Annotated in this window: 8 protein-coding genes; 6 read left to right on the top strand and 2 right to left on the bottom strand. The window is 71.6% G+C overall.

Translation table 11 applies throughout. From position 1 onward, the window contains the following. Positions 1 to 152: 152 nt before the first annotated feature. Together OJ962_RS25355 and OJ962_RS25350 are read right to left on the bottom strand one after the other, a co-directional pair. A complete protein-coding gene (locus tag OJ962_RS25355; RefSeq protein WP_202956987.1) occupies positions 153 to 515 on the bottom strand; it encodes an ACT domain-containing protein in 363 nt (120 codons plus the stop codon). A 1-nt stretch (position 516) separates the two neighbouring features. After that, positions 517 to 1038 (bottom strand): MarR family winged helix-turn-helix transcriptional regulator, encoded by a 522-nt coding sequence (locus OJ962_RS25350; protein WP_202956986.1) that lies wholly within the window; start codon positions 1036 to 1038, stop codon positions 517 to 519. A gap of 37 nt (positions 1039 to 1075) precedes the next feature. On the opposite strand from OJ962_RS25350, the gene OJ962_RS25345 reads away from it, so the two are divergent. The 6 genes from OJ962_RS25345 to OJ962_RS25320 all read left to right on the top strand — a co-directional run bounded on the left by OJ962_RS25345 (position 1076) and on the right by OJ962_RS25320 (position 13821). Next, complete coding sequence (locus OJ962_RS25345; protein ID WP_238932261.1) at positions 1076 to 1957, top strand: EamA family transporter; 882 nt, start codon at positions 1076 to 1078, stop codon at positions 1955 to 1957. Positions 1958 to 2019: 62 nt separating this feature from the next. After that, on the top strand, positions 2020 to 2577 hold the full coding sequence (locus OJ962_RS25340) for a dihydrofolate reductase family protein (RefSeq protein WP_202956984.1): 558 nt from the start codon (positions 2020 to 2022) through the stop codon (positions 2575 to 2577). A 45-nt stretch (positions 2578 to 2622) separates the two neighbouring features. Continuing rightward, positions 2623 to 3678 carry an SPL family radical SAM protein gene (locus tag OJ962_RS25335; protein WP_202956983.1) on the top strand — a complete coding sequence of 352 codons (1056 nt, stop codon included), beginning with the start codon at positions 2623 to 2625 and terminating at the stop codon, positions 3676 to 3678. Positions 3679 to 3882: 204 nt separating this feature from the next. Continuing rightward, positions 3883 to 4545: a DUF7668 domain-containing protein gene (locus OJ962_RS25330; protein ID WP_270006691.1), complete on the top strand. Its 663-nt coding sequence runs from the start codon at positions 3883 to 3885 to the stop codon at positions 4543 to 4545. A 45-nt stretch (positions 4546 to 4590) separates the two neighbouring features. Then, the gene (locus OJ962_RS25325) at positions 4591 to 6762 is read left to right on the top strand and encodes a penicillin-binding transpeptidase domain-containing protein (RefSeq protein ID WP_202956981.1); all 2172 of its coding nucleotides are present in this window, start codon (positions 4591 to 4593) and stop codon (positions 6760 to 6762) included. 147 nt (positions 6763 to 6909) lie between these two features. Next, entirely contained in the window at positions 6910 to 13821 is a 6912-nt protein-coding gene (locus OJ962_RS25320) for an OmpA family protein (RefSeq protein WP_202956980.1), read from the top strand. Position 13822: the final 1 nt, after the last annotated feature.

The following is a 13822-nucleotide window of genomic DNA, read 5'->3' as shown; positions in this document are numbered from 1 at the left end:
GTCAGGCGCGGCGGCCGGAGAGGAAGGCGGCGGGTGTCGGGGGGAGGAGGGAACTGCCCGGGGCCTTGTCTGTCGTGCGGTGGTCAGCCGCTGTGAGGCACATCTTGGTGGCCGGCGGGCGGGGCTCCAACCGACCCTGGGGGTGAACCTGCTCACCCCTGGGCGAGCGCGACGCGGTGGCCGGCGGCGCGCAGCGCGGCGAGCGCGTCGTCCAGCCGGGCCGCGGGCACCAGGACGAGGTCGGCGTGAAAGGTCGAAGCGACCATCACCGGCGTGTCGGCGGCCGCCAACGGCGCCACGATGGCGCTGAGCATCCCCGTCGCCGAAGGGTCGTGAGGATGGTCCCCGCTCCACAGGGCCGCCCAGCCGTCCCGGGCAGCGTCGTCGCGGCGGATCGTCGTCTGGCCGTCCGGACCGAAGACGACGGCCAGGAGCTCCGCCCCGGCGGGTGGTGTCGAGGGCTCGATCACGTAGCGCCCGTCCAGCACGCGCAGGTCCTGCGTCCGGTCGCTCATGTCAGCGCTCGGGCACGCGCATCGCGGGGGAGGGGCGGTCGCCGAGCTCGAGCAGGAGCTTGCGCAGCACAGCCGCCAGCTGCTCGCGCTCGTCGCGGTCCAGGACCGCGAGGAGCCGGTCCTCGTGGTCGATGTGCGGGACGAGCACGTCCTCGACGATCGAGCGCCCCTGCTCGGTCAAGGTGATGATCACCGAGCGGCGGGAGTCCGGATCGGTATCCCGGGTCACGAGCCCCTTGCGGACGAGCCGGTCGATCCGGTTGGTGATCGCCCCGGCGGTGACCATCGAGCTCTCCGACAGCGCGCCGGGCGTGAGCCGGTACGGCGGCCCTGAGCGGCGCAGCGTGCCGAGGACGTCGAACTCCCACAACTCCAGGCCGTGGCGAGCGAAGTTCTCGGCCAGCGAGCGTTCGAGCAGGCGGCTGGCGCGCTGGATGCGGCCGACGACGCCCATCGACGCTGCTTGCAGGTCCGGACGCTCGGACCTCCACTGCGCAAGCACCCGGTCCAGGTGGTCGTCCATTGACGGAACCCTACCGCCCGGCCTAAAATGTTCAACGTTGAACTTTTCAGGTCTGAACCGAGGCGCCGTCGCGCTGGCCGCGATCGCGCCCTGCGTCTGGGGCACGACCTATCTCGTCACGACCGAGTTCCTGCCGCCGGACGCACCCTTGCTGTCCTGCGTGCTGCGGGCGCTGCCGGGCGGCCTGGTGCTGCTGGCGATCGCCCGCTGTCTGCCGCACGGCGAGTGGTGGTGGCGCTCGCTGATCCTGGGCCTGCTCAACATCGGGATCTTCAACGCACTGCTGTTCGTCGCCGCCTACCGGCTGCCGGGAGGCGTTGCCGCCACGGTGACCTCGACGCAGCCGCTGCTCGTGGCCGGGCTCGCCCTGCTGCTGCTCCACGAGCGACCGACCGGGTGGCGGCTCGGATGGGGCGCGGCCGGCGTCGCGGGGGTCTCGCTGCTGGTCCTGCGTGGGAACGCGACGTTCGACCTGGTCGGCATCCTCGCCGCCGCGGGCGCGGCGGTGTCGATGGCCACCGGCATCGTGCTCACGCGCCGCTGGGGCCGGCCGGAGCGCGTCGGGCTGCTCGCCTTCACCAGCTGGCAGCTCACGGCCGGCGGGCTGCTGTTCATCCCGCTCGTGCTGGTCTTCGAGCGGCCGCTGCCGTCCTTGGACGGTGCCGCGATCGGCGGCTACACGTGGCTCGCCGTGATGGGCGGCCTCGTCGCGTACGCGCTCTGGTTCCAGGGCCTCAGCCGGCTCCCCGTCACCGCCGTGTCGTTTCTCGTGTTGCTGTCGCCCGTCGTGGCCACGGCGCTCGGATGGCTCGTGCTCGACCAGCCGCTCACGGCGCTGCAGACGCTTGGGTTCGTCGTCGCGCTGGCCTCGATCCTCGCCGCGCAGCTGCACCCCTCGCGCCGTCGCACTGCCGCCTGAAAGCACGCGGTACCCGGCGACCTCAGCGATGAGTTCTGAGCCGCGGCGGCGTCCTTGCCCGCATGAGCGAGCGCAAAGTGGTTCTCAAGATGGTCATGTCCCTGGACGGCTTCGTCACCAGCCCTGACGGGACGCACGAGTGGATGTTCGAGTTCTTCGGCGAGGACTCGGGCACGTGGAACCGGCGCGCGCTCGACGCGGCCGGCGTGCACGCGATGGGGCGCCGCAGCTACGAGATCATGGGTCCGCACTGGGCCGCGTCCGAGGGGCCGATCGCGACGGCGATGAACGAGAAGCCGAAGGCCGTGTTCTCCCGCACCGTGGCGCAGGGCGATTGGGGACCGGTCGAGTTCTTCGGCGCAGACCTGGCCGCGGCGATCGCGGACCTCAAGGCCCGCGACGATGCGGGCACGGTCCTCGTTCACGGCGGCCCCGGCTTCGCCCAGTCGCTGACCCGTCTCGACCTCGTCGACGAGTACCAGCTGATGACGGTCCCGATCGCCATCGGCGCGGGACGCAGCCCGTTCGCCGACCTCGGGTCGCACCTGAAGTTCGAGGTCGTCGAAGAGGAGCGCTTCAAGAGCGGCGCCCTCGCGCAGATCCTCGTGCCGAAGCGCTGAACGGCCGAAGTAAGCGCGGCCGCGCCCACGGCCGTACCAACTGGGATGGCGAAGCTGTGGACGCCGAAGCACGTGCTGGTCACGCGCGCCGCGCTGGACTTCGAGCACGGGCACGCGATCGCGGCGCGCTGCGAGCGGCTCGGCATCCCCGTCGAGCGGCTGGCGTCCGACCGGCTGCCGAGCCTCAGACAGGGCAATGAACGCGACCGGTACCGGCGCGCGAAGTCGACGCTCGCGGTCGTCGTCGCTCCGCCGAGCGCGCGGCGCCCGCAGCCGATCCCGCCGAGCGCCGACTGGCAGTTCCACATCGCGCGCGGGTGTCCGGCGCACTGCCAATACTGCTATCTGGCCGGCTCGCTGCCGGGCGCCCCGGTCACCCGCGCCTTCGCGAACCTCGACGAGATCCTCGGCGAGCTCGCGGCCTATGAGGGACGGGGGACGGTGACGTCCAAGCAGGACGCACGCGCGCATGAGGGCACGACCTTCGAGGCCTCCTGCTACACGGACCCGCTGGGCATCGAGCACCTCACGGGCTCGCTCGCGGCGACGATCGAGCACTTCGCCGACCGGCCCGGCACGCAGCTGCGGTTCACGACCAAGTTCGATGCCGTGGACGAGCTCCTGCGCCTCGACCACGGCGGCCGCACGCGGGCGCGCATGTCCGTCAACGCGCCGCTCGTGGCCAAGCGCTACGAGGGCGGAACGGCGCCGCTCGACGCCCGCCTGCAGGCGCTGCGCCGGCTGGCCGCGGCGGGCTATCCGGTGGGCCTGACGATCGCACCGATCATGCCGCTCGAGGACTGGGACGCTGGTTATCAGGAGCTGCTGGACCGCGTCGCGGCCGCGCTCGAGGGACTCGACGCCGACCTGACCGTCGAATGCATCACGCACCGCTTCACCGACACCTCGCGGGCGGTGCTGCGGAGCTGGTATCCCGCCTCGACACTCGAGATGGACGACGACCTGCGCGCCCAGAAGCGCACGAAGTTCGGCGGTGTCAAGCACGTCTATCCCAAGCCCGTGATGGCCGCGCTCAAGGCCTTCTTCGAGCGCGCGCTCGCCGCCACGCTTCCGAACGCGCGGCTGCTCTACTGGACCTGAAACGGGCCCTTAAACGCGGAAAGCCCACCCGTGGGTGGACTCTCGGCCATCGGAAGATCAGGCGGCTTTCGCTGGCAAGGGGACGTTCAGAAGAAGGTCTCGCCCTCTGGTTGCCTTCGCTATCCGACGCCATTGAGAGTAGCGAAGCGGGCCGACGAGTCCACCCCACCAGTGATCGACGTCACGCTCGTAGGATGGAGCGGCGTGGGAGACCATCTGATCGTCCAGCACGCCGCGGTGCGTGCCTGCCCGGGCTATGACCGGCACGAGGCGCCCTCCATGCTCATGGACGGGACCTCGCTGGCCACCGACACCGAGCACGGGCGCGCCGTCGCGGCCCAGCTGACGCGCCGTCACGACACGCTCGAGGACGCGATCGAAGCGGGCAACTTCGCGCTGGCCCAGGCCGGCGTGCCCAAGGCCATCCGGCGCCAGGCGCGCGCCGCGTGCGAGGACTACTTCTACAACCGGCTCGAACTGCAGCCGGATCTCGCGCTCACGCCGCTGCAGAACATCCCGCCGGGCCTGGAGCCGATGCCCGAGCCGATGATCAAGGTGCTCGAGGACCTCGTGGAGCTGATCGTCGACGGCGACTACGAAGAGGTCCGCGAGCTGTCCGGCGACACGCTCGAGATCGAGGACATCCGCCGGCGCGTGGACGACGACTGCCCGGCCGCGTACGTGATGCCGCCGCGCGAGGTCTATCGGGTCGAGGCGTTGACGGTGATCGACGAGCCCGACCAGGAGGGCTGGACGTTCTTCCTGGAGCTGTGGGCCGAGGACGGCCCTGCGCAGCTGCACATCGAGGGCGAGCTGCAGGAGAGCAGCGGCCGCTACGAAGTCACGCTGCGCGACATCCTCCCGTAGCCGGCCGGTCACAAAATCGCGGCCCGCGCGAACTAGACAGATGAAATGCCCCCGCGTATGGAGGATCGCCTGCGGCCGATCACGCCCCAGCTCGCGTGGCGCGTCGCCGTGCTCGGGGGCCTCGCGTTCGTGCTGTTCGCGATCATCTTCTTCCGGCTCTGGTACCTGCAGGTGCTCACGGGCGACGTACAGCGGGCCGCGGCCAATCGCAACGGCGTCCGCACGGAGCGGATCGAGGCGCCGCGTGGCGACATCGTGGACCGCGAGCGCCGCCAGCTCGTGCGCACCCGCAAGGCGGCGGTCGTCCAGCTCGTGCCCGCGACGCTCCCCGAGGCGGTCCTCGACCAGGCCGACGAGTTCCGTCAACGCCTCGCGGCGGCCGAGACGGAGCGCCTGCGCCACAAGGCCCGTTACGACGCGCTGAGCCGCCGGCTGCGAGACGACGGCCGCGCCTCGACCACCGCTGAGAAGCGCGAGCGCCGCCGCCTGAGCGCGCTCGCCGACACGGCCCGCGAGGTCCCGATCCCGCCGCTCCCCGCCTCCGAGACCGAGCTCGCCACCCGCTACGCCCGCATCGGCGACACGCTCCGAATCTCCCCGAAGTCCATCCACGAACGGGTCATCCGCAGCGTCGCCGATCGTCCGTTCGCCAACGTCACCGTCCGCACGAACGTCCCGCTCGCGCAGTTCAACTACATGCGCGAGCGGCCGGAGGAGTTCACCGGCGTCGTGGTGACCAACCGCTTCATCCGCGAGTATCCGCGCGGCCGGCTCGCGGCGCAGCTGTTCGGGACGATCTCCGAGATCACCGACGCGCAGCTCGGCGAGCCCCGCTTCAAGGACGTGGAGCCGGGCACGCGGATCGGGCAGTCCGGCCTGGAGGCGCGGTACGACAAGTTCCTGCGCGGCGCGGACGGCACCGCGCGCTACACGGTCGATGCGCACGGCGTCCGCGACGACCAGGGCGCCGTCGTCACCGAGCGGCCCGCGCAGGGATCGCGGCTGCGGCTCACGCTGGACCTCGACCTCCAGCGCGCTGGGGAGCAGGCGCTCGAGCAAGCCATCCAGGCCTCCAAGCACCAGGCCCGCGCGGGCGCGTTCATCGCGCTCGACCCGCGCAACGGCGAGGTGCTCGCGATGGGCTCGGCGCCCTCGTTCGACGCCAACCTCTTCGCGCGGCCGTTCACCGAGCGGACCTGGCGCTACCTCACGTCCGACCGCACCGCCGCGCCGCTCATCAACCGCGCCACCCAATATCCATATCCGTCCGCCTCCACGTTCAAGCCCGTCACGGCCTTCGCCGCGCTCGCCGACGGCCTGATCACGCCGACGCGCAAGCTCCAGGACGACGGTCACTGGAAGTTCGGCGGCCGCGACTACCAGAACGCGCGCGAGGCGCGGTTCGGCTCGATCGACGTGGCGGACGCGCTGAAGGTGTCGTCCGACATCTTCTTCTTCAAGCTGGGCGCGCAGGCCGACGACCGCGGCCGGCTGATCCAGAGCTGGGCGGAGCGCTTCGGCTACGGCCGCCGCACCGGCATCGACCTGCCCAACGAGGCGCCGGGGCGGGTGCCGGACCGCAGGTGGCGCCAAGCCGGCCACGCCCGCTACCTCGCGTGCACCGAGCGCGAGAACGTGCCGCGCGGCACCGAGCGGGCCCTGGTGACCTGCGGCGGGATGGAGAAGCCGTGGACGCCCGGCGACAACGTCAACCTCGCCGTCGGCCAGGGCGACCTGGAGGCGACCCCGACGCAGGTGGCGGTGGCCTACGCGGCGCTCGCGAACGGCGGCACGGTCGTCCGCCCGCACCTGGCCCAGTCCGTCGACGACGGCCAGGGCATCCCGATCCAGTCCTTCCGTCCCGAGCCGCGCCGCAGGATCCGCTTCAACGCCGCGCACCACCGGGCGGTCCTGGACGGCCTACGCCGCGCCGCGCGCGAGGAGGACGGCACGTCCGCCGAGGTGTTCGCCGGCTGGCCCATGCGCCGCTACCCCGTGTTCGGCAAGACCGGCACCGCGGAGCGCGGGATCGACCATCCCGACCAGGCCTGGTACGCGGCCTTCGTCAACGATCGCAAGCGCCCGATCGTGGTCGTGGTGACGGTCGAGCGCGGCGGCTTCGGCGCCGCCACCGCCGCGCCCGCCGCGCGCCGCCTCCTCGCGCACTGGTTCGGCGTCGCCGACCGCGGCTTCCGCGCCGGCGCTGGCGCCGACTGAGATGTGAATTGTCCGGGTCCTTACAGACCGGAGAGCAGCGCTTCACGCCGTAGCGTCCCACCACTGAGTTAGTTCCCCCGGGCCGCCCATGCCGGGAAAGGTCGCCGAAACCAGCCGAGGGGGTTCGTCGATGTCGTTGGTCGGGTCATGCCGGACGTAGCGCTGTGGGACCTCGTCAGCCCGTACTTCCTGCTCGGCAACGCCGCGGGGAACTTCCACGCCGCGCTCGCCACGCTCGCCGTGGACGAGTACGAGGAGGGCGCTGACCCGTCGGCGAGCGTGCTCCGCGGCCGCGCCCGCATCCACGCCGACGTCGACGTCTACTTCGACCCGATGACGTTCAGCTTCGGCGTCCGCGCCGAGAACACGGAGGGCCACCCGCAGGACGACCCGTCGCGCCGGCAGCCGTGGATCGACCTGCGCGACACGACGATCGACTTCCAGCTGCTCGCGCCCCGGGCGAGCTCGGCGATCATCGTGCAGGGCGCAGGGCCGCTCAACGGCACGCCGGTCGACGCGGTGCTCGACGCGTTCGACCCGCCGCCGATCGGTGCGGTCTCGGACTACCCGAGCACCGAGTTCGTGCTCGACCTGGTGATCACGTCCGCGGTGCTGCGCCCGCCGTTCCTCAAGCCCGCCCAGCTGCGCCCGACCGACCAGGTGCTCGAGCCGCACGACACGGCCACCGAGGTCAAACTGACGCTGCCGAAGGTCAAGCTGCGGATCACGCAGGGCTCCGCGCTCGGCTCGCAGCCGACCATCCAGCTGCTGTCGTTCGGCGCTTCCGGGCTGGACGACCCCGGGGACATCGGCGTCGCGCAGATGGTCACGATGGACCCGCCGTACGCGTTCATCGGCACGGGCCGCGTGGTCGGCTTCGGCTTCCGCTCGGCCGTGCTCGACCTCTCGCAGGGCTCGACGCCGCCGGCCGTGCTCGAGCAGTTCGGCTACGACCAGGACTGGACCGGCGTCTACTTCCCGGAGATCCGCCTGTTCGTCTCGCCGCAGGGCGCGGAGGGCTGGGCGGTCAGCGCGGGCGCGACGAACCTGCTGATCGGCATCGGCAACACGCCCGGCGTGACCGGCGACTTCATGCTCGACGTCGTCAACCAGGGCGGCGAGCTGCACCTGGGCGCGCGCTTCTACACGTTGTTCGGCGAGCCGATCAACGTCCGCCGCATCGACGACCTGCACCTGTCCGTGGTGCTGCCCGACGAGTCCACGATGGTGGTCGACATCGAGGGCCGCAGGCCGCCGTACCTCTCCAGGATCCGCATCGACGGCGGCGCGTGGGAGACCGAGCGGATCAAGACGATCGACGCTTGGGGCCAGACCGACGAGATCAAGATCGAGGTCGAGGTCACCGCGCAGGGCGACGAGCCGGTCATCCTCACGATCGACGCGCAGCGCAACGCGCCCGGCGGCAGCTCGGGCACCATCACCATCCCGGGCGCGATCCCGTCCGCGCACGTCGAGTCGTCGACGACCATGCGCGGCGGCGCGACGGTCACCAACCCGCGGCTCGTCATCCGCAGCCAGACCGACACGACGGTCACGGTCGCGCTCGAGGACAACTCGGCCGCCACCTGGGAGGTCGGCGGCGTGACCGTCCCCGGCGGCCCGGCCACCTCCGCCACGTTCCCGCTCGCGCCCGACAGCCAGCAGACGGTCGAGGCCACGGTGCCCGGCACGACGACCAAGGCGCCCGTCTACTTCCACTACGACGAGCCGGACCAGCTCACCGACGCCCAGCTCAACGAGTACGCCAACAACGCCGATCTCACGCACACGACCGAGTCGCTGGACCAGACGATCGACAGCGGCTGGACGCCCGGCGGCATGTCGGTGCTCGCGTCCTCCGAGTACGGCGACGCGCTGCGCTCGCTCGCGGCGCAGGACGAGATCACCGTCGTCGGCCACGCCTCCTGGGAGGGCGACGACGCCAAGGCCGGCTACAACCAGGCGCTGTCCGAGCGCCGGGCCAAGGTCGCGCGCCGGCTCTACGACCAGCTCGCTGGCGCCGGGCGCCTGATCATCGAGACCGACCCGCGCGGGTTCACCCAGGCCAAGCCCGCGCAGATCGGCGACCCGGCCAACAACCCGCGCCGGCGCTGGTGGCGCGCCGAGCTGCTGACGCCGATCGCGTTCGCCGGCCCGGTCACGACCGCCGTCGTCAAGCGCCCGCCGGTCATCAACGAAGAGATCACGATCGACCTGCCCGACCCGCCGCCGACCGACGACCCGCCGGAGCCGCCCGACTTCCTGCGCTCGATCGGCGCAAAGGTGCGGATCGTCCGCGACGACTTCGTGGCGGTCGAGCTGCACGGCGAGATCGACGTCGACACCGCGGCCGAGCGCACGCTGCGTGAAAGCGGCGTGCAGGCGGGGGAGGGGCCGGAGTTCCAGGGCCTCGGCCACCAGAACCCGGGCGACGGCATCGTCGCCTTCCGCGGCGTGTACACGCAGAACCCGGGCAGCGACGAGTGGCAGCTGAGCGTGCTCTTCGGCGCCGATCCGTCCGACGTGGACGGGCTCGCGGCCACCGGCTCGTTGCCCGGCCAGCCGCTCGCGGAGCCGTCCACCGCGCGCAACCTGCTCGGCCTGTACCTGCTGTTCTGGCCGCTGCTGGCGGAGCTCGCGCCGGAGAAGCCCGGCAGCGCGGAAGTCACCGACCTGGTCCTCGGCGCCGCGGCGGCGGGGCTGCCCGCGCTGCTGACCGCGACCGACTGGTTCACCGTCGAGCGCGTCGTCTGGTACGGCGGCGAGCTGGTCGTGCGCCAGCACGCGGGCGCGTGGTCGACGGCGATCCTCGCCGACATCGAGACCGCGGTCAGCGCGGACATCAAGATCGGCCCGCTGCGGCTGCTGACGATCGCGCGCGACAAGCCGCTCGTCGCCCGCTACAAGGCGATCGGGGTGCGCTTCGGCGCCGGCCCGACGGGCGAGCCGATCTTCCACCCGGTCTTCGACTCCTCCAAGGGCTACACGCTCGACGTCTCCAAGCCCGGCTCGCTGACCGTCGCCGACCCGCTCGGCCAGGTGCTGCGCGTGGACGGCGCGAAGATCTCGCGCACCAACCCGACCTACCTCGAGGTCAACCTCGCCTCGGCCGTGGACCTCGGCGTGGTCGCGCTCGAGCGCGCCGGGGTGCGGATCACGCTCGGCGACCCGTTCGGCGTCGAGCTCACCGCACTCGGCGTCGGCGTCGACATTCCGGGCGTGCTGGCCGGCTCGGGCTACCTCGCCTTCGACGAGACGGGCTTCGCGGGCCGCATCGACATCACGCTCGTCCCGCTCAGCCTGCGCATCGCCGCGTCGCTCGCGATCCGCAACATCCCCGAGGACCAGGGCGGCCCGGCCACGGGCGTCGCCGTGGGCATCGAGGTCAACTTCCCGGTCGCGATCCCGCTGTGGTCCTCCGGGCTGGGCATCTACGGCTTCATCGGCCTGTTTGCGATGCACTTCGCGCGCAACGAGGAGCCCGACGCCGGTTCGACCACGAAGGCGCTGTCCTGGCTCAAGCGCGCGGGCGGTGACATCACCAAGGTCGAGGACCCGGCGCTGTGGAAGCCGCAGATCGACCGCTGGGCGTTCGGCGTCGGCGCGCTCGTCGGCACGATGGGCAGCTCGATCGTCTTCAACATGAAGGGCATGGTCCTGCTGGAGCTGCCGGGACCGCGCCTGCTGTTGATGATGAAGGCGAACCTGCTCGTGCCGATGCCCGAGCTCGAGACCGAGGCGGAGGGCACGCTGCTCGCCGTCGTCGACCTCGACGTCGGGCGTGAGACGCTCACGATCGGGCTGGTCATCGACTACACGATCGACCCGATCCTGAAGCTGCGGATCCCGGTCGAGGCGTTCTTCGACGGCAAGGAGCCGCAGAACTGGCACCTGTACCTCGGCCAGTACCCGGACCCGATCCGCGCCGAGATCTTCGAGGTCTTCAAGGGCTCGGGCTACCTCATGCTCGTCGGGGACGGGAAGAACAGCGCGGACGACTTCATGCCCGAGCTGCCCGTGCCGCACGGGTTCGCGATCTCCGCCGGCCTGCACGTCTCGATGGTCTGGGGCTCGAAGTCGGTCGGCCTGTACGCCGAGCTGGCCGCGGGCTTCGACGCCATCCTCGGCTTCTCGCCCCTGCTGGTGGCCGGCATCCTCTACGGCCGCGGCGAGCTGCGCCTGTTCATCGTCTCGATCTCGGCCAGCGCCGAGCTGAACGTGCGGCTGGGCGAGCTGCCCGACGACCCGGACTCCACCGGTTACCGCATCCACGGCGAGGTGTGCGGGTCGATCGACCTGTTCTTCTTCGAGATCGAGGGCTGCGTCGACTTCACGCTCGAGGAGGACCAGCCGCCGGACATCGCGATCCCGGCCCTGGTGGGCGGCGTGACCCTCGTCAGCCGCACGCCTGCGCTGGTGCACGGCACGGCTTCCGACGAGCCCGTCGACGGGGGCCTGGGCAAGGCCACGGCGACCCAGGACGACCCGAAGATCCCGGTCGTTCCGATCAACGCCATCCCGGTCATCGAGTTCACCGCGCCGCCGTTCGAGAAGAACGACCTCAAGTTCCGCGGTGACGCGCTCGGCGGCTCGGGCGGCGGTCGCGAGATCCAGCGCAGCTCGGACAAGCTCTCCTACACGCTGACCGCGGTCGACATCGCCGGCCCGCTGTCCAAGCCGGGCGGCCCGGCCACGTGGTGGACGCTGCGCCCGCCGACCGAGGCCAACGAGGCGGCGCAGCTCGCGCTGCTGTCGTGGGTGCCGAACCCGACGCCGAAGGCGCTGCAGGCGTCCGAGCAGCTGACCGAGACGGTCAAGGACCGCTGGGGCACCGTGTGTTACCAGGCCGCGCCACCGACGCCCGTGCTGTGGACGTTCCGCTACGAGCCGCTCGGCCCGTCCGAGGACGGCTGGATCGTGTTCGGTGAGGCGTGGCCGGACCCGCCGGAGACCGTACGGTCGCTGCCGACGCCGACCCGGCTGGACGTGGAGGAGCGCTGGCGCTGCGGCGACCCGATGGTCGACCCGTTCCGCGGCATCCTGCCCGCGGAGGTCGTCGGCGCGATCGTCGCCTGCCCGCAGCCCGAGCCCGGCAAGCCGGCGCTCGCCCGCCCCGGCACCGAACGCGTGAAGGGCCTCAAGACCCCCGACGTGCTCGACGAGCGCGGGCTCTCGATCACCGACATCCAGCGCCGGCTCAAGCTCGGCGTGCCGATGAGCAACGCGGCGCTGCGCGGCGTCGTGGCCGAAGCCCAGGCGCCCGCGCGCACGTGCCCGAGCCGCATCCTCGCCGCGCCGCGCTTCGACACGCTCAAGCCGCCGACCGGCGATCCGGCGCGCGAGCAGGACATCCAGAAGCGCTGGGACGCACTGAAGTTCAAGCCCGGTGACCTCGCCGACGCCGTCATCCTCGAGCCGGGCGTGTTCGACCGCGCGCGGCTGCTGCTGTTCGTGCACAAGCGCGTGCTCAACAAGCGGATCGTGGTGCGCGCCGTCACCCCCGACGACGACATCGTGTTCGCCGAGCAGGTGGACGCTTCGATGGCCGTGAGCTGGGTGACGCTCCCGAGCCCGTGGGTCGACGCCGCCGGGCCGTGGGACGACGACGTCACGCTCGTGATGAACCACCTGCTCGCCCTGCCCGACAGCGAGCAGTACGTCGCCGTGCTGGTGGACGTCGGCGGCGCGCTGAAGGCCGACCGGATCGTCGTCGGCATGCCGCCGGAGGGCAAGCAGGAGGAGACGCTGAGCGGCCCGATCTACTACGTCGCCGCGCTCGAGGCCCTGCTCGAGGCCGAGATCGCGCGCTCGGACCACGACGAGCACACGGTCACCAAGAACCACGAGGTGCTGGAGGCCGCGCTCGGGGCCGAGAGCGCGGACGTGCCGCTGATGACGCCGGGCACGGCCTACCGGGTCGACGTGACGTGGTCGGCGGACGCGTCCAACGCCGCGGGGGAGATCGCGAGCGACGGCGCGACGCAGAGCTTCTGGTTCAGGACCCAGGAGGACGCGCCGCTGCGGCTGGACCCGTGGGTGCTGGCGTGTCTGCCCTATGAGGGCGAGCGGCACGTGTTCGGCGGCGAGCCGCTGCAGATCGCGTTCGCCACGCACGACCTGTTCGACCTGTTCAAGGCGCACGGCTACACGCTCGAGCTGCGGCTGCTGGCGGCCTCGGCACGCCATCCGGACCCGGACGAGCTTCCGTTCCCGTACCCGATCGTGCTCGCCACCGAGGGCGTCAACGCCAACGTCGAGCAGATCCCGGGCGACATCTTCTCGCCCTGGGAGTCGACCGTGCTCGACGTGATCGACCCGGACTGCGTGGACGTCGACGAGGACCGTCAGCGCCACTCGGTGACGAAGATCCCGATCCCGCTCGACCCGGCGACGGACTACCTGCTCGACATCTGGCGCGTCCCGGACGAGGGCACGACCGGCAAGACCGAGGAGCGGGTGTTCCGGCGCGCGTTCGCGACCTCCGGCTTCGCGTCGCTGGAGGCGATGGCGGCGTTCGTGCGCGGCTCGCGCGTGACGCATCGCGCCGTGCCGAACGGGCTGGCGAACGCGGTCAAGCTCGCGTTCACGTCCCACCAGCCCGAGGGTGAGGAGCTCGATCAGGTGCTCGCCGGGCAAGGGCTGGAGCCGATGCCGGTGCCGGACAAGCCGCGCGTGATCGTGTGGTGGGAGGGCGCGGGCACGCCGCAGCCGACCGCGGTCGTGATCGATTCCACCGAGCCCCTGTGGCGCGAGCGCGAGCGCGCCACGCTCGAGACGCTCACCGGCACCGACGTCAAGCACTACGAGCTCACGCGCGACGACTGGATCTTCCCGGAGGAGGGCTCGGGCTCCGACGACGTGGTGCAGCGGATCGTCCGCGCGCCCGGCGGGCAGCGCGCGATCGTGCTGCTCAAGCCGGGCTCGCGCGGCAAGACGCTCTCGCTCGTGCTCAAACGGCTCGCGTTCAAGGAGGGCTACCTGGACGGGCCCGGCGCGAGCGACCATCTGCCCAAGCTCGTCGACGTGGCGTTCACCAAGGCTCCGTGGGAGGAGGACTGAG

It is taken from the genome of Solirubrobacter deserti (genome assembly GCF_027587175.1).
Classification (GTDB): Bacteria; Actinomycetota; Thermoleophilia; order Solirubrobacterales; family Solirubrobacteraceae; genus Solirubrobacter; species Solirubrobacter deserti.
The sequence above is the reverse complement of the archived record's forward strand: the minus strand, read 5'-3'. Positions and strand labels throughout refer to the sequence as shown.